Source organism: Rhodococcus sp. NPDC059968 (assembly GCF_042738615.1).
Taxonomy (GTDB): Bacteria; Actinomycetota; Actinomycetes; order Mycobacteriales; family Mycobacteriaceae; genus Rhodococcus_F.
On record NZ_JBHWUE010000055.1, the window covers coordinates 36670 to 55319 of the forward strand.

The following is an 18650-nucleotide window of genomic DNA, read 5'->3' on the forward strand; positions in this document are numbered from 1 at the left end:
GGACAACGACGGCAACTGAATAGGCCCCGGGATGAACACCGGCCCCGTGCGCCGCCTCGTCGCGATGGTGCTCTGCGCGGTAGTGCGGTGTTTGCTGCTGAACGGCTCACCGGCGTGGATCATCTTGTCGAAGAGTGCCGCGACCTGCGCGTGGTCGTCGGGATGTTTGTGGGCGAGCAGAAGTTCGGTGGTGGGGGTGATTTCGCCCGGGTGGTAGCCGTGCATCCGGGCGACCGGGTCGGACCATTCCCAGCGCTACCTACCTGGCACCTCAACGAGCCTCCCGCACCCGAAACAGTCCACAAGACTGAGGCATGTGACGGAATCGATCCTTTTCGACATGCCCTCTGACCGGCGGATTCAGCTGTGACTCACGGCGGTAAGTGGCATTGATTTCGCGGCTTTATGTGGCGCTGCCTGCCGGACTCGCGGAGCCGCCGTTGGTCGTGTGAATTGGGATTGGGCTTGCAGGACGAACGGAGGGAATCGGGGCCCCTCCGTTCGCTGCGGCGGCGACAGAATGTGCGAGGGCACCTTCCTGGTCGACGGCAAACTGTCGGTGAGCGGCAGCGTCGTGGAAGGAGAGATGGTTCGGGCGGTGAACCTTCTTGGTTGGCGCGCCATTGGCCGTGAAGCAGATCCGCACAGCTGAGAGTTCGGCGAATTCAGTTGATACCCTTCGCCCACCATCCGGATGGCGGGGATGCCGCAAGCTCCCAGCGTGGCGCGTAGTGCTCGAGGAATATCTGCCCCACCAGTTCCCCGCGGCTGCGCACCCCGGTCTTGTCGAAGATCGACTTCATGTGGTCTTGAATTGTGTAGACGGATAACGACATTGCGTGCGCCATCTCCCTTGTCGATCGCCCTTGGATGCACAGCGCAGTGAGATGGCATTCGCGTTGGGACAGTCCGTAGGCCATGGCGATGACGGGCGCGATCTCCTGCGGCGTCGCGGGTTGGATGATGACGGCGGTGCGTCCGTCTTCGACGCCGGAAAGCCTGGTCCCGTACAGCAACAGCCAGGCGCCGGATCGCGTGCGTACCCGCGAGCGCGCGGCAAGTTCCAGCGGATCGGTGCCCGGTTCGATCGCCCGCGCCCGGGCCGCGATGGCCTGCACGACCTTCGATTCGAACGGCGTCGACGGCGCCGGGACCTCGACAATTTCGTCGATCCAGCGTTCCGCGGCGGGTGAGACCGATTCCGGGTTGCCCGCGGCGTCGAAGACCACCACGCCGGGGCCGTACTCCACGGTCGTCACGGCGGCCTCGACCTCGTGGAGCATCGAACGTCGCAGACCGGTCGCGAGCGCGGGCGCCAGCGCGGCCATTGCGCGGACGTGCTCGGCGGTGTACCACGGCGCGCCCGCATCGCGCAGGAATGCCGCTGCACCCCAATAGACCCCGTCCGACACCAAGGAGACCCGCAGCTCGTCGCCGATTCCGTACGCCTCGTGCGAACGGTGCCGTGCACTGCGGGACAAATCTCCGTGGGTATCGAGACTAAGTGCACCCGCCAGGCGGCCACTGTGCGCAAGAAACGCCCACTTGTCGACGTCCTCGACCTCGTATTCGTAGTGCGCCAACCAGGATCCGGAACACCCAACGTTCCGGTTGACGCTGCCGGTGAACAGGATGGTGCCCGGGTCGACGGTGTGCCAGCAGCAGCGATCATGTGGGATCACCGTGCGCAGGGCCTCGCTCATTCGCGCGCTGTACCCCACCCAGTCCAGCTGGTCGGCGGCGGCACGCGAGATCTGATCGCGGACGCGTGGCAGCAAGCTCTGCGCCATGTCCGAAGTGTATCCCAGCAGGTTAGGGCTGCCTACCCCAGAAATCTGGGTGAATTCCCCAGGATTCAGGGATATGACGCAGAACCGACAACGACGACGCTGGTTGCATGACGATGACAGCCCATACCTCCGCCGAAACCGACCACGACCTGCCTGACCCGGAGCCGATCATGCAGCTGGCGGCCGGGTTCATGGCCGCCAAACACCTCTTCGCCGCCAGCGAACTCGGTTTGTTCGAGGCGTTGGGCGAGGGCCCCACCGACCTGCATGGCCTGGCCGCCCGCACCGGGCTTACTGCCCGAGCCACCCGGATCAGCGCCGACGCCATGGTCGCGCTGGGTATGCTCGAACGCCGAGGCGAACGGTATGTCAATACCGAGACGGCGGCCGCGTTCCTCGCCGGCGGATCGCCCGCCGACCTGCGTCCGTTGCTGCGGTTCTGGGACAAGATCAGCTTCCCGGCGTGGGAAGACCTGGCGGGCGCACTCGCCCGCGGGCCGCAACGCCAGATCTTCGACCTCGACGCCGCCCTGCAACCCACCGCCTCGATCGGTGTCGAGGCGTTTTCGGCCGGCCCCTCGCTCGCCCTGCCGGACACGGTCGATCTGTCCGGCAGTCATCGACTCCTCGACATCGGCGGCGGCACCGGCTCCTGGTCCATCGCGGTGGCGCGCCACTGCCCGCAACTGAGCGCGACCGTGTTCGAGCTGCCGGCGGTTGCCCAGACCGCGCAGGACCGCATCGCGTCGGTCGGGCTGGAGGGGCGAATCGACGTATGCGCCGGCGACGCGTTGGCCGACCCGCTGCCCGCCGGATACGACGCCTTCCTGGTCGCGAACCTGGTGCATTACTGGTCGCCGGAGCAGAATCGTGCGCTGCTACAACGCATTCGCGACGTCGCCGCACCCGGCGCCACGCTGCTGATTGCCGACTTCTGGACCGACCCTACCCACACCCAGCCGGTCGCGGCCGCCCTGATGGCGGGCGAGTTCGCGGTCCACCTCGAACACGGCGACGTCTACAGCGTCGGAGAAGGCATCGCCTGGCTGCAGGACACTGGCTGGCGCTACCGCGACCATCGCTCGCTCACCGGCCCGATGAGCGTCATTGTCGCCGAAACCGCATGAAACAAGACAACACCCAAGGAGCACACGATGAGCGAGCATCAAGTCGCAATCGTCGGTGCCGGCACCTCCGGGGTCGCGGCGGCGGTGGCCCTCGCCGACCGTGGCATCAACCCGTTGCTGATCGACCGAGCCGACCAAGTCGGTTCGTCGTGGCACTCTCGTTATGACCGGCTGCGACTGAACACCGGCAGGCAGTTCTCCCACCTGCCGAACCGCCCCTACCCCAAGGGCACACCGACCTTTCCCACGCGGGAACAGGTGATCGAGCATCTCGAGCGGCACGCACGTGCGGACGGGATCGAGCTGCGCCTGGGCTGCCCGGTGGAACGGCTCGACCTAACCGGCGGGCACTGGCGGTTGACCACCGCTGCCGGTTCGGTCGACGCTGCCGAGGTGGTGGTCGCGACCGGCTTCGATCATGAGCCCTTCGTCCCGGACTGGCCCGGACGCGGGGACTGGCGGGGTGCACTGGTTCATTCCTCGCAGTACCGGAATCCCTCGCAGTACAACGGGAAACGGGTCCTCGTGGTGGGAGCGGGCTGCTCGGGCATGGAAATTGCCTACGACCTCGCCACCGGAGGCGCGGCAAAGGTCTGGCTTTCGGCTCGCACGCCGCCGAACATCATGCTCCGCCAGGGACCTGGTGGCATACCGGGAGACTTCATCGCGACGCCGCTCTACCATGCCCCGGTCCCTATCGCGGACGCAATCGCTCGGTTCGGCCGGGAGAGGAGCATCGGCGACCTGCGCGAGTTCGGATTACCGATCCCCGACGAGGGGATCTTCGCCCGCAGCGCCCGCCTCGGCGTGGCACCGGCGATCGTCGACAAGGAGCTCATCGCCGCGATCCGAGACAGGTCCATCGAGGTCGTTCGCGGAGTCGAGTCACTCGACGCGGACAGCGTGTGGCTGGTGGACGGTGTGCGAATCGACCCGGAGGCGATGGTCTGCGCGACGGGGTTCCGCCAGGAACTCGAAAAGCTGGTCGGGCACCTCGGCGTACTGGACGAGCGAGGTTGGCCGCACGCCACCGGTGAAAAGCCGGCCGCCGAGAGGTTGCGTTTCATCGGGTTCGTGCCCAGGCCGTCGCAGATCGGGTTCGCGGCGAAGCAGGCTCGCCGCGCGGCCCGAGCGATCGCGCGGGAACTGCGGTGAGCGTCGGCGGTAGGATTCTCCCGCCCTGCCCCGGCGCTCGAACAATGGCGGGTCTGCGCGGAGATGGCCGACCGGTCAGATCCCCCCACACAAACGACCGTTTCTGACGGACAGATTCGTGAGACACCGATCGCGGCGACGAACCGTGTGGGGGATCGGCTACGTGCAGCAAAGTCGCTGTCACGTGTCCGGTTGGATCGCTACTGTGCCAGGTGTGAGGGAACCGGTGCTGGATCGGCACGTCGACGTTGCACAGCTGTGGCGACTGGCCAGTGAGGCGGCCCGGAAGGGCGAGAAGTGGGGGCAGCGCAAGAAGTCGGCGAGCGACGCCATGGTGACCTACTACGCCCAGCTGCGACGTGACAGACGCGGCGCGAAACGGTGGGTCGCCGAGGTCGTTGATCTCCTGGGATATTTCGACCTGTCAGCGGACTGGCGGGCAGTTGAGAAAGGCCTGCAAATACTCGACCAAGCTGACGGTGACGTCGCCGGTGCCGGCGCTGAGCTACAGCGGCTGGAGGTCGTGCCGGCTTCCTCGACGAAGAACTCTCTCTTCAAGAGCGCCGGGTAGGGCGGAGTCAGGCGAACCGCTCGCGTTCGCGATCCCTCGTCGAGGACGTCACGCGTCATTGGAAGATCGACCAGGCCGCCGCGACCGCGAGCGTGACGATGAGGCCGGACATCACCGCGGTCACCGCGAACTCGTGGTCGGCGAGGAAGTGCTGCACCCGCCCAGTATCGGCCAGCCAGGCTCCGCCGTGCGGGCCAGTCGGGTACCGGACCGACCGGGCCGCGGCGGCGAGCCGGGGGAGAGAAGTCATGTCGACCTCACCTTCACGAAACACCCTGGTTGCGGCGCGCGCATACGGTGGGATTCGCGCCCAGCACCTTCGACCGGATGGGGCATCCCGCTCATGACGAATCAGACACCCGGCAACCCGCGGCCCGAGCGCATCCCGAACCCTCGGCCGGAGAAGCAACTGTCCACGACCGACATCGCCGGCGTCGTCGAGGCCCTCACCGGCCAACGGATCCTCCCACGTCCCGGCGCCGAGAACGATCCCCGCATCCAATGACGGGTCCGCCGCGGCACCGAACACCGCGGCGGCCCACCAACAAGCGCGGCCGGTCGGGTCTCGAGCACCGGTCGGTGCCCGGCCGCCGGCCCCGACGCTCGGGGCGACGGGACGCGATGAGTTCGCGCCCGGGGGACGAGAGTGTGCTCGTGGTCAGGGTCGTGACGATGCTGGCCGGGGTGGTCTGCCTGGCGCTGGGTGCGATGTCCGGTGTCGCGTTGGTCGTCGGGCTCGGTGCGCTGACCGCGCCGGCGATGGTCGTGGTCGCGGTGACCACTGCCGGATTCCTCGCGGCGGGTGTGGTGCTGGTTGCTCGCGCCCGCCCCCGGCCAAAGAAGTCCGTCGCGGGCATAGCCCGTTACCGCCGGCACCGCAACAGCAGCGATCACGGTTCACGGGCACGGCGGTAGCGCTTACCCACGACCTCGAACGCATCCTCAACCCCAGCTCACCGCCGGATCTGCGGATCAAACGACTCATCACCACCCTCGCCGCCGTTCCCCGCCCGGAAAGCATCCTCACCTGGATGCGCCACCCCACCACCGCCGACCTGCTCGCCCGCATCGGCAGTCGCGAACTTCACCTGTCCCACCCCGCATTCGACGCTCTTCCGCCCTCGCGCAGCGCCGAACACCTACGCGAAATGCTAGTCCACCACCACATGCTCCCCAGCCGCGGTGATCCCCGCCTGGCCCGCTTCGAAACCTGGCTCGACCAACGACTCGCCACACTGCAGTCGACACCCGAAATCCACACTCCTATCGAACAATTCGCCCGCTGGCATCACCTACGCCGACTGCGTGTTCCCGATACCGGTCGCAACATGGACAACGCCACCCGCACCGCCAAACAAGAGATCACCGAGGCCACCAAGTTTCTGACCTGGCTGCGCACCGAACACCACACCACCATCGCCCACCTGCGGCAAGCACACCTCGACGCCTACCTCAGTGAAGGCACCACCACCCGCCGCACCATCCGCAGCTTCATTCAGTGGCGCCATCGCACGGGCATCGCAGCGCGATTCACCATCCGACACCGCGCAGCGCGGACCACGCCGCTGGCCGCCTCCACCACGCGACTCGAACTCATCCGCACCACCATCGAAGCCGACCACATCACCCTGTCCACCCGCATCGCCGCACTCCTGCTGTTGCTCTACGGCATCCCTGTCCGCAGGATCGCCGAACTCACTCTCGACGACATCACCACCACCCCGCCCGGACCCACAGTCAGGATCGGCACCCTCCCGGCCCCACTGCCCGAACCCCTGCTTCCCCTCCTACAACAACACCTCGACAGCCACGCAAACCAGAAAACGACCAACCACGAATCACGCTGGCTTTTCCCCGGTACCCGCGCCGGACATCACCTCACCGAACAGACCCTGATGCAACGACTCCGAAAACTCGGCATCGACATCCGAGCCGCCCGCAACGCCGCACTGCACGACCTCAGCAAGGAAATCGACGCCGCATCCCTCGCCGCCCTGCTCGGCTACACCCCCAACACCATGAACATCCACGCCGCCCGCGCGGCAATCCCAATGGGAAGCTACCCCGCCATCAAGCGCCCGAAACGATGAGCGAGTCCCCACTCAGGAGATCTCGACAGAAGTTGATAAGGCCCTTATCCAATCTTCCGCCCCGGCACTGCATCAGATGACCGATCCGGCCCCCACGATTGGTTCCTTGGTGGGTGGCTGCGTTTTTCGAGGGAATGATCGCGATGGCCAACCGCGTAGTCGGACCGTCTGCCCTTTGTGCGGTTTACCGGCACGACCAGCTCTCCGCAGCGAGCGTTGGCCAGCAGTGGCACCGGTTCCGGTGTCTTCGCGCGGGGCCCCTCGACAAACTGCGGCGGCGGATGGTCCACGGTGGTCGGCGGCGAGCTGGACGGCGAACTCGAACATGCCCCGCTGGCGAGAACCACAGCAAAAGCCAGGACTGTGAACTGATTCAAATTTCGCATTGCGCCACCGGCTTCCCCGGGGTAGATCGGCTGTTTACTGCAGGTGCCGGTAGAGCCGTCCGTGGTTGCTGAACCAGGCGACGTTCCCATCGGACCCCCGAACGAAGTTGGATCGGGTGCCGGTGGGTTTGAGGTCGGGGCCAAGGTCGAGCCCATAGTCGGTCTTGTACAGCGCAAGACCGAGATTCGGGACTGTCTGCTCATCCGGCAGGTAGGTGCCATCCGGGGCGTCGCTCATGTTGCCGACGAGCTGGCCGTCTTTGCCGCGGAAGTTGATCACGACGGTTCCCTGGGTGCCCGATTGATCGATGTCGTCAGTGGCATACGCCCCCTCGTAGGGCGCCAACTCGGCCGTGCTCAACTTCTGGGGCGTCGCGGGCAGGTTACTGAGTCCGGCGAAGCGGCGAAGCGACCAGTCCTCGGCGAACAGTTCGTTGAGCAGTTTCCCTCCACCCTCGGAATTGGTGAGCACGGTCATGGCGAAGTTACGGCTGGGCACCATGAAGAACCCGGATCGTTGGCCCGCCCAGGTCCCGCCATGTTGGACGATCGTCTCGTTCTCCGCGGACGGCCGCAGCATCCATGTCACTCCCATGCCGGTGAGTTCGACCTGAAGCGTGCCGCCGACGCCTGGATTGGAACGCATGGCGATGAGCGAGTCTTCGCTCATCAACCGATCTCCCTTGGGTGTAGTGCCGTCGCCGAGGTGGAAGCGCGCGTAGCGCACCTGATCCCGCACGCTGGAAATCAACGATCCGGTCGGGTTGCAACTGCGCGAGAAGAACCAGAAGCTCGGATCCACAACGGCTTTTCCGTCGTCGACGTTGTGTGAGGCGGCGATATTTTGGCCGATTATCTGGTCCGAGAAGAAGCGGGTGTGACTTAACTCGAGCGGGTCCAGCAGCATCTTCTGGACGGCGTCCTCGTAGACCGATCCAGTCACGGCCTCGACGATCCGGCCCGCCACCACCAACCCCGCATTGTTGTAAGCGAAGACCGTGCCCGGCGGGGTCTTTTGTGGGAGCCGGGTCATCGACGCCACAAATTTGGTTATCGCGTCGTCACCTCGACCGAAGTCCTGGAGATCGTCACCGAGCCACCCCGAGGTGTGGTTGAGCAGTTGTCGCACCGTCGCCGTGGCGCTGGCGTCTGGATCGGCGACCGCGAAATCGGGCAGATACTGGCGTATCGGTGCCTCCAGATCGACCTTGCCCTCGTCGACGAGGCGCATCACGGTCGTTCCGGTGAACGTCTTCGTCGTGGAGCCGATCCGGAACAGGGTGTCGCCGTCCACCGGGGTCGGGTGGTCGACATTGGTGACCCCGTACCCCTTGATGTACTCCTCACCGTCGGCAATGACGCCAACCGCAACCCCGGGGACCGCGTAGTCCCTCATCGCCTTGTCGATCTTGGTGTCGAGCTCGTTGAACGCGTCCTTCGCGTTCGCCGGGACGCTCGTGGCTGTGGTGGTCGACTTCTTCGACGAACATGCCGGCGACATGAGCACCGTCAACCCGGCGACCGCCCCGCCAAGCACCGCCCGGCGCGACAACGCAGGGCCACTGACGGCGAACACCTCGGTCGCCATCAGCGTGGCGGGAGAATGTCGTATGCCGGCACTTGCGTCGTGTCCGTGCAGGATGTGTCCGGCTTCTCCGGATTGTCGAAAAACGACGCGATGATCTCGGCTCCGCACGGTGGCTCTGCATACACACCGTGTGCAGCTCCGGGCACTACCGCGACTATGGATTGCGAGAGATCCTTCGCGATGTAGTCGCCCCACACCGCTCCGGTCTGCCCGTCGTAGGTTCCCGACAGCACAAGCGAAGGGATGTCACTGACGGTGATGTCTCGGATCGAGTCAGGGGCCTTCGGCACGTCCCACACTTCGCAGGCGTCGCGCAGGAACGGCAGCTGCGGCGCTTGGGCCCGAACGGACTCCGGCAGCTCAGGGAATTCCTTTTCCGCCTGTTGCATTGACTGCTCGACGGTCTCGAACGGGATCCATTCACGGCACCAAATGCTCAGGGTGAGGCCCCAATGGAGGACGCCCCTCTCCGGATGCCCCCACACCTCGGCCCACCGCGACGCAATGGGCTGCGCATTCCCGTTTGCGAGCTCATCGACCGTTGATGGGAACTCTTTCGGTAGATGGGTAGCCACGGGGACAAACCAGTTCAGCAGCATTCCGCCGTCGACGACAACCTTCGTCTCTCCTACACCCTCAACGTTGACCGTCGTGGTGATGGGCTTCGCCTCGAGCTCATTGACCAACTGGATGAACGTGGCCCCCAGGTCGGGATAGCGCTCTTTGCATGCTGGCTGGTCCTCGCACGCCTTGACCATGTTGTCGAATGCTTGGCGAGCGCTGGCCCAGGTCCACCCCAGGGCACCAGCCGATGGAGGCGTCACTCCGTCGAACACGATCGACTCGATAGCGTCGGCGTCGTGACGCATGTAGATCAGCGCAAGGTCGGTACCGTACGAGTGGGAGAACACATTCCACTTCTCGAGGCCGAGTGCCTTGCGTAAATCAATCAGGTCATAGGTGCTCTCGGTCGAATTGAACGCCGAGAGGTCAACGGTGGGAGCCAGGCGGTCGTGGCACTCCTTCACCGCTTCTACGTACGCATCCCGCGTGGACTCAGCGTTCCATGCCATTCCGATCCTTTGGGCGAAGAACTCGAAAATCTCCGGGCAGGGCAACGGCGAGCTGGACGTCATGTTGCCGCGCTGTCCCATCAGGATCAGATCGCGATCACGGTTCAGCGGGACGTCCGGGTTGATCGGGGGATCCGTGACCCCATCCTGACCGGGCCCACCCATGAGAAAGACGATCGGAGCCTTGGTCGGCGGCTGCGTTTCCGACGGAACGATCGCTACTGCCAAGCGCAAGGTTCCGCTGTCTTCTCTGGTGCGGTTCACCGGTACCACCAATTCCCCGCAGCGAGCATTCTCCAGCAGTGGGACCGGATTCGGCGTCTTCGCGCACGGACCCTCGACAAACTCCGCCGGCGGATGAGCCACAGTCGTCGGTGGCGAACCGGACGGATCGGAATTGTTGCTACACGCTGAGCTGACGAGAATCGAGACAAACGCAATCGCCGTTATCTGGTTCACAAACCGCATGTCGACCACCCTGAATGGCGACCGCCCGAACCTTGTGTTCGGGCTCGGCCCGAGTATTTACCCAGATAAATCCTGGCACACCCCATATACCGGAAGTTTGAGAACCGATGAAATCCGGCGATCCTTATGCGGACGCTCGGTGAATGAATCGAATCGTGCGGTCGGCCAGCTCGGTTGAGAACGCATTCCATAGGCGGCGCGAGATCACCGCCGCAAAACGAGATAGTCGGTGCGATAGATTCCCCGATTGGCGTCAGGGACGGCCAGTTGCCCGCTGTGGTCATGATGAAAGGCAGCCCGGCCAAGGTGCGTCCTTGACCAACTCGCGTTCGAACTCGGCGAGGGAACTGAATATGTGGAACACCAATCGCCCTGTGGGCGTGGAAGTGTCGATTCCCTCGGTCAGGCTCCGGAAAGCCGCCCCTTTGCTTTCGATGAGTCCTACCGTCTCGATGAGATGACTCAGCGAGCGGCCCAGCCGGTCTAGTCGCCACACCACCAAGGTGTCGCCGGCGCGGAGGCTGTCGAGAGCCTGTTGCAGCTGCTGCCGCTCCTTCTGGGCACCTGATGCAACTTCTTCCCACACCCGTAAACAGTTCTCGGCCGCCAGAGCGTCTCTCTGAAGATCCAACGACTGGTCGGCGGTTGACACTCTCAGGTACCCCAATACGGCAGGCAAGACTGTCTCAGAAACGTCCGACACCTACCAGCGGGCAATTCAGAGCCTGAGACAGGTTTCTGAGACACGTCACAGTTGATAACTTTCAACTCTCGATCGTGTGACTCCCAGCGCTGTCTGGCACGGTTTTGCCGACGCTATTTGGCTCGTTCGGTCGGTGCTGATCAGGTGAGGTAGCGGTACACGGTGCTGCGTCCCACACCGAGCGCCTGGGCGATCGCGGTCATGGTGGCGCCGTCGGCCTTCATGGTGCGGGCTTGGGCGACGGTCACCGGGGTGAGGGCGCGGGGTCGCCCGCCCACACGGCCCCGGTTCCTTGCTACGGCGAGTCCGATCAGGGCGTGTTCTCGGCGGATGGCGTGTTGGCAGGTCGACAGTGCGGCGAAGATCTCGAGGACGTGGGTACCGGTGTCCGGGTCGCTGGTGTCGATGTCTTCGGTGATCGACCAGAGGCCGGCGCCGTTATCGGTTATTCGGGTGGCGGTGCCGAGCAGGTGGGTCAGCGAGTGGGCGAGCCGGTCGAGGGACCACACGACGAGCAGGTCTGTCGGTTCGAGCGCGGCGAGGACGGTCTCGAGCTGCGGTTGCGGGGCGCCCGCTGCGGGGGTGGTGTCGGTGAAGATGCGTTCGCAGCCGGCCGAGGCGAGCGTGTCGTGTTGGAGCGCGAGGCGGCTCCGGTCGAGCGAGGTGATGCGGGCGTATCCGAGCATCCTGGTCATCAGATCGTCCTCGGGTGATTGTCGGTGGTCAGGTGCCGATGACGAGGGTGTCGCGGGCGGCGTCGACGACCTCACGGGTGATGGTGTGCAGGTCGTTGAGTTCGAGGACGCGTTGGACCTGACCGAACAGGCGGTGGATGAGCCGGAAGTTGCCGCCGGTGATGCGGGCGACCACGGCGATCGCCTCGGCGTCGGTGAAGTCGTCGGCGTTGAGCGCCAGGCCGAGCCGGTTCCAGTGTCGCTCGAGCACGAAGGCGAGTTCGTCATCGCTCAGCGGCCGGTACTGGTGGGCGAAGCCGATGCGGCTGTAGAGCTGTGGGTAGCGTTCGAGCCGGCGTTCCAGTCCGGGCATGCCGACCAGGATCAGGCCCAGGTGATGGCGGTCGAAGAAGTCCCGAAGCTGTTCGAGGCCGGTGGCTTTCAGTCGGCGGCCTCGTCGACGATGAGCAGTTCGGTGTAGCCGCAGCCGCGGCCGTCGCTGTAGGCGAGCGGGTCGTAGTCGGGGTGGTGGTGGCATTCGATCGCCCAGGACACCTGTTGGCACAGCGCGGGGATCGCCCGGTCGAGTTTGCGGGGTGTGGTCGTGACCTTCGGGGTCCACATCGCGGTGCGGGCGGTGTCGATGATTTTCGGGATGGCGGGGTCCTTGAGGTAGCGGTCGAGGAACCATTGCTCCCAGTTGTCGGCGCCGCTGTAGACCCGTGAGGACAGGGTCTTGCCGATCCCCGCGGGCCCGAAACACACTCCGATGTAGCGGTTGCGACGCACCGCGTCGGCGAACTCGACGAATCGGCGGTGTTCCTTGGTCACCAGGAACGGTGGACCGTCGCGCCGCACCGGGGTGGCGTCGCCGATGAGTGCGGCGGCGGTGTCGCTCTGCCGGGGAGGCAGCGGCGGTTCGCGGGTTTTCGATGTGCTCACGGGTACCTCGCCTCGGGTGGTTGTCGGGTCAGTCCTCGCGGTAGGTCTTCAATCGCCGGCGCGGCCTCTGCGGTGCCGGCCGGTCATGGTCGGAGTCCGCGGCGCCGCGGTCGCGCGGGGTGAGTTGTGCGGTGTCGGGGATCGGGCCTGCGCCGGTGGTGGTCAGCGCGTCGGCGAGGCTGCGCCGGGAGGTGAGCGTGCCGCGCAGTTCGCGGCGCCGTTGGGTGCGGGCTCGTTGGAGGTCCTTGAGGGAGATGGTGGCGTCGGCGAGCTCCGCGCACACGGCCCTGCATAGGAATTGGTCGCGGTAGTAGATGCGGATCTCGGCGAGGTCGCGGGGGTCGTAGCGGACGGTGACCCGTTCGCCGACATACGCCGACAGGGTCAGGTCGAGGTAGCGCAGCCCGTGGCAGTGGATCCCGTCGCGGTGCACCACGCGCGGGCGGGTCACGGTGAGCAGCAGCAAGTCCAGCTGTTCGAGCAAGTCGGGCATCCGCGGCAGCCATCCGCCGGCGAGCCACCGCTGCTGCGGCGGGACACCGGTTTCCGAGTGTGCGCGCCGGTGGTAGGTGTCGACGATGAATTCGCCGATCGCGGCGTCGGCTTCGGCCAGCGTCAATGTCGGTGCGGTCACGGGCTTGCCGTGGGTTCCGTGCGGGATGTGGCCGGGCAACCTCGGGAGGAGTTCGGTGGTGACGGTGCCGAAGAGGCGCTCGACCTTTCCGCGGCCCTGCGGCACGCCGGGGGTGGAGTGCACCAGCCGGATCCGGGTGTCGGCGCACACCTGGTCGAGATGGGCGGAGGTGAAGTCGGCTCCGTGGTCGCTGTAGAGCACATCCGGCAGCCCGCACACCGCCCACCGCGGGTCGGTCTTGCGCCAGATCGCCTGCCGCAGTGCCAACGCGGTCTGCAGCGTGGACGGGTCGCCGAGGAACACGGTGTATCCGGCGACCGCACGGCTGCGGTCGTCGAGGATGGTCGTCAGCCACGGCCGGACCGGTGTGCCGGCCGCGTCGAGGATCATCAGATCGAGTTCGGTGTGGTCGGCCTGCCACACCTCGTTCGGGCGGGCCGCCTCGCGGCGATAGACCAGCTCGAACCGGTCCCGGTAGGCGGTCGCGCCCTGATGGGCCAGGGTGGCCAAACCTGGATCGAGCCCGCCGACGATCGTGCGCACGGTCTCGTAACTCGGTGCGGGCCAGCCCCGCTGGGCCGCGATCGTGGTGACGGTGCGGTGGATGTGCGCGGTCGACGGCTGCGGCCTCCGCAGCGCCAGTCCCTCGACCAGCTCGACGCACTCGTTGGGCAGCGTGCGGGTGCCGCGGTCCGCGCGCGGACGCCGGGCCAGCGCGGCCGGCCCACCCGCCCGGTAGGCGGCGAGCCAGCGGCGGGCGGTGCGGACCGATACCCCACCGGCGGCCGCCGCCCGCGTCAGCGGGACGCCGTGCTCGAGATGCGGGCGCAGCACCGTCATCGGATCGGCCCGGCCCCGGCCCGGGGTGCTCATCGAGCCGGGCCGGTAACAGCACCGCGCGCGCCGCCGGCGGAGATCGCCGCGCTCAGGTGCCGGTAGATGGTCGGACGGGTCACCCCGAACTCGGCGGCGATCTGCGCCACCGTGTATCGACGTTTGCCGTCGTCGCCGGTCTCTTCGTACATCGCCCGCGCGAGGGCGACCTGACGCGGGCCGAGCTTCGGCTTCTGGCCGCCGGTTCGGCCGCGGGCGCGGGCCGCGGCCAACCCCTCTGCGGTCCGTTCGGAGAGCAGCGCATGTTCGAACTCCGAGATCGCCCCGAGGATCGAGAAGAACATCCGCCCCGCAGCCGTCGAGGTGTCGACCCCCTGATCGAGCACCACCAGATCGATCCCGCGCTCCTGAAGCATCGCGGACAACTCGATCAGATTCGCCAACGACCGCCCCAACCGGTCGAGCCGGGTGATCACCAGCTGGTCGCCACGCCGGGCGGCCAACAGCGCCTGGTCCAGACCGGGCCGGCGGGCCAGCACCCCGGAGGCGGTGTCGGTGAAGACCTGCTCACACCCGGCCGCGCGGAGCGCGTCCTGCTGCGCTTCGGGGTGTTGATCGCGGGTGGAGACCCGGGCCAGACCGATCCGCACCCGTCCAGCGTAAAACGAACCCCCGAGCACGTGCCATAGCCGCGGACACGGGAAACGTGACACCCGTGACCTGGGGAAACGGTCGATGTCTCGCGAACCATCGTTTCCATGACATAGAACCAGGGGCGGTTGAGTCCGAGGGGTGCTCGGGTCAGCGGTCGGGGCCGATCACGGCGAGGGCGGTGGCGGCAACGGCGGGATCCGTGCCGGTGATCTTGCCGCGTGTCTTCCCGACGAGGAGCTCGAGGACGTCGAGCGTGGGGCTGGCGACGGCGACGCGGTCGGGGGACGGACTGCCCTGGACGCGCCAGCCGAGGCCGAGCAGCAGGTTTCGGATCTCGCGCTTCCATTCCTCGGCCGGGATGCCGCTCCCGACGACGGCGAGTGCCAGCCAGCCCGCCTGTCGGTCGAACTCGGTTCTGCTCACCGGTAGTCGGGACAGGATGTGCCGCCACAGCGCCAGTGGCTGGTTACCGCTCCGGCGGGCGAGCGCGGTCGGCGCCAGCCGGCCCTTGCGCACACTCACCAGGCCGAGCACTCGCGCGCTGTCGCGGAGCTGCGCGACCGGCCACGTGAGGTCTTCGCGGTTCGCCTTGCCGATCCACCAACCGGTTACGCCGGTCCGCTCGGCGAGCTGCTCGACCAGTGCCGGCGGAAGGTAGCCGGCGCTCGTCAGCCGCACCCCGTCACCGATCAGGTCGAGGAGTACGAGGTACGGCTCGATCAGGTGTGCAGCGTCTGCCTCGGTCACCTCGACCGCGGCGGGCGACGCCGACCGTTCCAGCAGCTGCGTGAGTGCCCGGTTGCCGCCCCGCTCCAGTTGCTCGCGCAGCGCGGCCAGTTCCCCGGCCACGGGGACCGGCGCGGCCACCGCCGCCGCGAGGGCGGTGCTGGCCTCGTCGACGTCGAACTGGTCGGGGTGCCAGTCGAGCGGCAGCCAGTCGCGGGCGTGGCCGGCGTCCTCGAACGGGGGCGGGACGGACGACGGGTCGCACCCGCCGTGCACCCACGCCGCCAGCTCCGTGTAACCCCAGATCCCACCGCAATCCTCGGGCGGGCAGGCCATCCGACCGCCGGTGCAGCGCACCTCGGCGGGCGGCTCATCGAGGACCGCCTCCACCGCGAGCACGTGGTCCCAGCCGTCACCGAAGTCGTACTGGTACCAGAGGCGGTCACCGGTGCCGGTCAGCACCTGATCGAGCCGGACCCCGTCTTCGAGCACGCCGTCCTCGCCCTCCTCGACGTCGAACGGTGTGACGAAGTACGGCGACCGGGGATCGCTGCCCGTGCGGAACCGGTGCAGATGGCCGTCGAGCCACCCCATCGCGGCCTGGATCACCACGTGCAGCCGGTCGAGGGCGAGGTCGCCGGGCAGCTCGAGCCGCCGCCACACCGGGGGCTTGGCACCGACCAGGTCGAGCCGGACCCGAAAGCCGCGGATGCGGGTCGGGGCATCACCGACCATGGGCTCGGGGATTCGCAGCGCATTCTCGATCAACGCCATCGAACGATCCGCCCCGATCGCGCCCAAGACCATCTGTTGCTGCTGCGGGGACAACTCGGCCATGAGCTGCTCGGCGAGCCGTCGTACGGCGTCTGAGGTCGGCACGACACCAGTCAACCATCGACCGTGAACGGCATGCCCAGCCGATCCACGAACCAGGGCACCGAGGTGCTCGGCGTGCAGGGTCGCCCGTGTTGCCGCCACCTCGCCCGATCGGCACCGTGCCAAATAGCGCCGGCAAAAACGTGCCAGACAGCGCTGGGAGTCACACGCCGGCGACCTTTCGTTATCGAATCGTTGAGTGTCGCAAAACCCGTCCGAAAACGTTTGTAGGTCAGTACTTCCTGTCGTCGAGTTCTGCAACACTGCAAGCAATGACCGGCCGCGAGAAATTCTGAGGGTGCGGCGTGGCGGTTAGGTCGTTCGACTTTCGGGTCCCAGAATTGCGGGCATGGCCGAGATCGTTGCTTCCCGCCGCCGAGGGCGGCCCAGTAAGGGAACCCGTGCTGTAGTCAAGGCGCTGGTGCCACCGGAGCTCAAAGAAGCAGCTGCCAGCGCCGCGAAGGCACATGGCATGACCGCGAACGACTACATTGCGGCGCTGATCGCGGCCGACACCGGCCTGACCGAGCTGATGGCATCGATTCGGGAGAAGCAGGCCGCCACACCAATCCGCGGAACCCCGCAGATCAGGACGGTGACGGATCACCGGTCTGGGCAGTGAGTGGCGACCTGTTTGCTCGTCGCGATAGTGACAGTAGATCGTCCGCCGTCAGCGATGATCGCGGGACTCCGCCGGAACGAGAAACGTCAACGCGACACTGAACGCCCTGACGGATCAGTGCAAGTTACGTCACTATTTTTTCACGAAGGGACAGGCCCATGACCCGCACCATCGCGGTGGTCAACCATAAAGGTGGTTCCACCAAAACCACGAGCACCGTCAACCTCGCCCAAGCCCTCGTCGAAGCCGGCTACACCGTCCGTGTCGTCGACCTCGATCCGCAATGCAACGCCACCACCTGGCTCGGCGCCACGCCCGAAGCCGTCGACAACGATGTCCTGTCGGTGCTGATGATGGTGGCGAGCATCGAAGATGCCACCACGATCACCGCGTCCGGGATCCACCTCGTTCCTGCCACCAAGGAACTCGATTCCGTCGGGCCCTATTTCCTCAAGAAGCCCGGTGCGCACGGCGTCCTGCGCAAAGCCCTCGCCGGCGCCCCCGACGTCGACTTCAATCTCCTCGACTGCCCCGGAGACTTCGACCACCTGACCATCAGCGCACTCGTCGCCTGCACCGAGGTGCTCGCCGCTGTCATGACGGGCGCGATGGAACTCGAAGCGCTCATGCGGATCGAGAACTACATCAGCGAGCAGGTCGAGTTGCTCAACCCGACTGCGCGGCTCAATCACATTCTGTGCGGCCGCGTCGAACTCGGCCAGGTCATCGACCAGCAGGTCCTTGCCGCGCTCCGCGAGAGCTATCCCGACCAGACGATGCGGACCATCATCCCGAAGTCGGTCCGTGTCAGCGAAAGCTACAGCGCCGAAGAATCCGTCGTCAGGTGGGCGCCGTCCTCGTCCGCGGCACGCGCCTACCGCGACGCCGCCCGAGAACTCGTCGAAAGGATTTCCTGATGAGCGCGACACGTAAAGCCGGACTCGCCAACAACCCCCTCGAACGCCGCCCCCAGACCCGCGCAGGCGTCCCTCAGGGTGGGACGTGCTCGAGAACTCGTCGGAAGGATCTCCTGATCAGCGTGACACGTGAGCCCGGACTCGCCAACAGCCCCGTCGAACGCCGCAAGCGGCGACTGCCGAACCTGGTCGAGCAGGGCGTGGACGTCGCACGAGAAGCGGCCACCCTCGCCGAACCCCAATCGGGGTCGGTGGTCCTCGGTGAGGAACAGAAGACCACCAGACGGGTTCCCGCGGACACGAAGCAGGAATTGGTTTATATCACGCGCGCCAAGGTCGAAGACGGCCTGAATGCCGTCGCCGCGATCGGCCACATCGCCGGCGCCCCCGACAGTTGGTCCGACCTCGTCGACGAAGCCCTCGCCCACTACCTCGCGGTTCTCGAACGCGAATACAACGATGGCGAACCCTTTCCGCCGCGCAACGCCGGACTCGTCCGGGGAACGCATCAACTAGCCCGCCCCGGAGCGGGCTAGTGTTTCCAATCGATGCGGACGAACGCTGGGTCGTCGAGCTCACTGATGCCGGCGATCGCGGCGACCGTGGCGGCGTTGCTGTCGATGAACACCGCCAGTATCTCGTCCGGGTAGTGCACGCCGCGGGCGGCGAGTTCGGTCGCCAACAGCGACACGTACCGGGCCGACCACGACTTCTCCCGTTGCTGATCCGCCATGCCCCCTAGTGTGCCGAACCCGGGGGCCGCAACTTTGTTGAACGCGCCCAAAACCCAAACCAGCGGCTCCCGCTGCTCGGACAACCC

At 66.4% G+C, this 18650-nt stretch carries 19 protein-coding genes and 2 pseudogenes; 9 read left to right on the top strand and 12 right to left on the bottom strand.

The annotated features are described in order from the left end of the window. Positions 1–24: 24 nt before the first annotated feature. Positions 25–255: pseudogene (locus ACFWAY_RS33975) on the bottom strand (PAS domain-containing protein); the annotation flags it as partial. 410 nt (positions 256–665) lie between these two features. Continuing rightward, on the bottom strand, positions 666–1790 hold the full coding sequence (locus ACFWAY_RS33980) for a helix-turn-helix transcriptional regulator (protein ID WP_378513630.1): 1125 nt from the start codon (positions 1788–1790) through the stop codon (positions 666–668). Between the two features lie 107 nt (positions 1791–1897). On the opposite strand from ACFWAY_RS33980, the gene ACFWAY_RS33985 reads away from it, so the two are divergent. From ACFWAY_RS33985 to ACFWAY_RS33995, 3 genes are all read left to right on the top strand, one after another. Next, entirely contained in the window at positions 1898–2917 is a 1020-nt protein-coding gene (locus ACFWAY_RS33985; protein ID WP_378513631.1) for a methyltransferase, read from the top strand. A 27-nt stretch (positions 2918–2944) separates the two neighbouring features. Next, complete coding sequence (locus ACFWAY_RS33990) at positions 2945–4072, top strand: flavin-containing monooxygenase (RefSeq protein ID WP_378513632.1); 1128 nt, start codon at positions 2945–2947, stop codon at positions 4070–4072. Between the two features lie 214 nt (positions 4073–4286). Further along, positions 4287–4643 (top strand): hypothetical protein, encoded by a 357-nt coding sequence (locus ACFWAY_RS33995; protein WP_378513633.1) that lies wholly within the window; start codon positions 4287–4289, stop codon positions 4641–4643. Positions 4644–4698: 55 nt separating this feature from the next. Here ACFWAY_RS33995 and ACFWAY_RS34000 read toward each other — a convergent pair whose 3' ends face one another. Continuing rightward, on the bottom strand, positions 4699–4893 hold the full coding sequence (locus ACFWAY_RS34000; RefSeq protein ID WP_378513634.1) for a hypothetical protein: 195 nt from the start codon (positions 4891–4893) through the stop codon (positions 4699–4701). A gap of 93 nt (positions 4894–4986) precedes the next feature. On the opposite strand from ACFWAY_RS34000, the gene ACFWAY_RS34005 reads away from it, so the two are divergent. From ACFWAY_RS34005 to ACFWAY_RS34015, 3 genes are all read left to right on the top strand, one after another. Next, the gene (locus ACFWAY_RS34005; RefSeq protein ID WP_378513635.1) at positions 4987–5148 is read left to right on the top strand and encodes a hypothetical protein; all 162 of its coding nucleotides are present in this window, start codon (positions 4987–4989) and stop codon (positions 5146–5148) included. 116 nt (positions 5149–5264) lie between these two features. Further along, positions 5265–5558: a hypothetical protein gene (locus ACFWAY_RS34010; protein ID WP_378513636.1), complete on the top strand. Its 294-nt coding sequence runs from the start codon at positions 5265–5267 to the stop codon at positions 5556–5558. 116 nt (positions 5559–5674) lie between these two features. After that, positions 5675–6733 carry a recombinase XerD gene (locus ACFWAY_RS34015; RefSeq protein ID WP_378513637.1) on the top strand — a complete coding sequence of 353 codons (1059 nt, stop codon included), beginning with the start codon at positions 5675–5677 and terminating at the stop codon, positions 6731–6733. A gap of 420 nt (positions 6734–7153) precedes the next feature. On the opposite strand, the gene ACFWAY_RS34020 is transcribed toward ACFWAY_RS34015, so the two are convergent. The 8 genes and pseudogenes from ACFWAY_RS34020 to ACFWAY_RS34055 all read right to left on the bottom strand — a co-directional run bounded on the left by ACFWAY_RS34020 (position 7154) and on the right by ACFWAY_RS34055 (position 16294). Then, a complete protein-coding gene (locus ACFWAY_RS34020; protein WP_378513638.1) occupies positions 7154–8707 on the bottom strand; it encodes a serine hydrolase domain-containing protein in 1554 nt (517 codons plus the stop codon). Continuing rightward, entirely contained in the window at positions 8707–10248 is a 1542-nt protein-coding gene (locus ACFWAY_RS34025) for an alpha/beta hydrolase (protein ID WP_378513639.1), read from the bottom strand. The genes ACFWAY_RS34020 and ACFWAY_RS34025 overlap by 1 nt, the downstream gene beginning before the upstream one ends. A 280-nt stretch (positions 10249–10528) precedes the next feature. Beyond that, complete coding sequence (locus ACFWAY_RS34030; RefSeq protein ID WP_378513640.1) at positions 10529–10900, bottom strand: recombinase family protein; 372 nt, start codon at positions 10898–10900, stop codon at positions 10529–10531. Positions 10901–11091: 191 nt separating this feature from the next. Next, positions 11092–11646, bottom strand: coding sequence for a recombinase family protein (locus tag ACFWAY_RS34035; protein WP_378513641.1), 555 nt, complete (start codon positions 11644–11646; stop codon positions 11092–11094). A 28-nt stretch (positions 11647–11674) separates the two neighbouring features. Further along, a pseudogene (locus tag ACFWAY_RS34040) lies at positions 11675–12483 on the bottom strand (AAA family ATPase). A gap of 112 nt (positions 12484–12595) precedes the next feature. Continuing rightward, complete coding sequence (locus tag ACFWAY_RS34045; protein ID WP_378513642.1) at positions 12596–14074, bottom strand: Mu transposase C-terminal domain-containing protein; 1479 nt, start codon at positions 14072–14074, stop codon at positions 12596–12598. Then, on the bottom strand, positions 14071–14685 hold the full coding sequence (locus ACFWAY_RS34050; protein WP_378513643.1) for a recombinase family protein: 615 nt from the start codon (positions 14683–14685) through the stop codon (positions 14071–14073). The genes ACFWAY_RS34045 and ACFWAY_RS34050 overlap by 4 nt, the downstream gene beginning before the upstream one ends. Before the next feature lie 151 nt (positions 14686–14836). Further along, entirely contained in the window at positions 14837–16294 is a 1458-nt protein-coding gene (locus ACFWAY_RS34055) for a plasmid pRiA4b ORF-3 family protein (protein ID WP_378513644.1), read from the bottom strand. 346 nt (positions 16295–16640) lie between these two features. On the opposite strand from ACFWAY_RS34055, the gene ACFWAY_RS34060 reads away from it, so the two are divergent. From ACFWAY_RS34060 to ACFWAY_RS34070, 3 genes are all read left to right on the top strand, one after another. After that, positions 16641–16913, top strand: a complete 273-nt coding sequence (locus ACFWAY_RS34060) for a hypothetical protein (protein ID WP_378513645.1) — start codon at positions 16641–16643, stop codon at positions 16911–16913. Positions 16914–17071: 158 nt separating this feature from the next. Next, positions 17072–17830, top strand: a complete 759-nt coding sequence (locus tag ACFWAY_RS34065; RefSeq protein WP_378513646.1) for a ParA family protein — start codon at positions 17072–17074, stop codon at positions 17828–17830. Then, entirely contained in the window at positions 17830–18366 is a 537-nt protein-coding gene (locus ACFWAY_RS34070) for a hypothetical protein (RefSeq protein ID WP_378513647.1), read from the top strand. The genes ACFWAY_RS34065 and ACFWAY_RS34070 overlap by 1 nt, the downstream gene beginning before the upstream one ends. On the opposite strand, the gene ACFWAY_RS34075 is transcribed toward ACFWAY_RS34070, so the two are convergent. Beyond that, on the bottom strand, positions 18363–18563 hold the full coding sequence (locus tag ACFWAY_RS34075; RefSeq protein ID WP_378513648.1) for a hypothetical protein: 201 nt from the start codon (positions 18561–18563) through the stop codon (positions 18363–18365). The genes ACFWAY_RS34070 and ACFWAY_RS34075 overlap by 4 nt on opposite strands. Between the last annotated feature and the right edge of the window lie 87 nt (positions 18564–18650).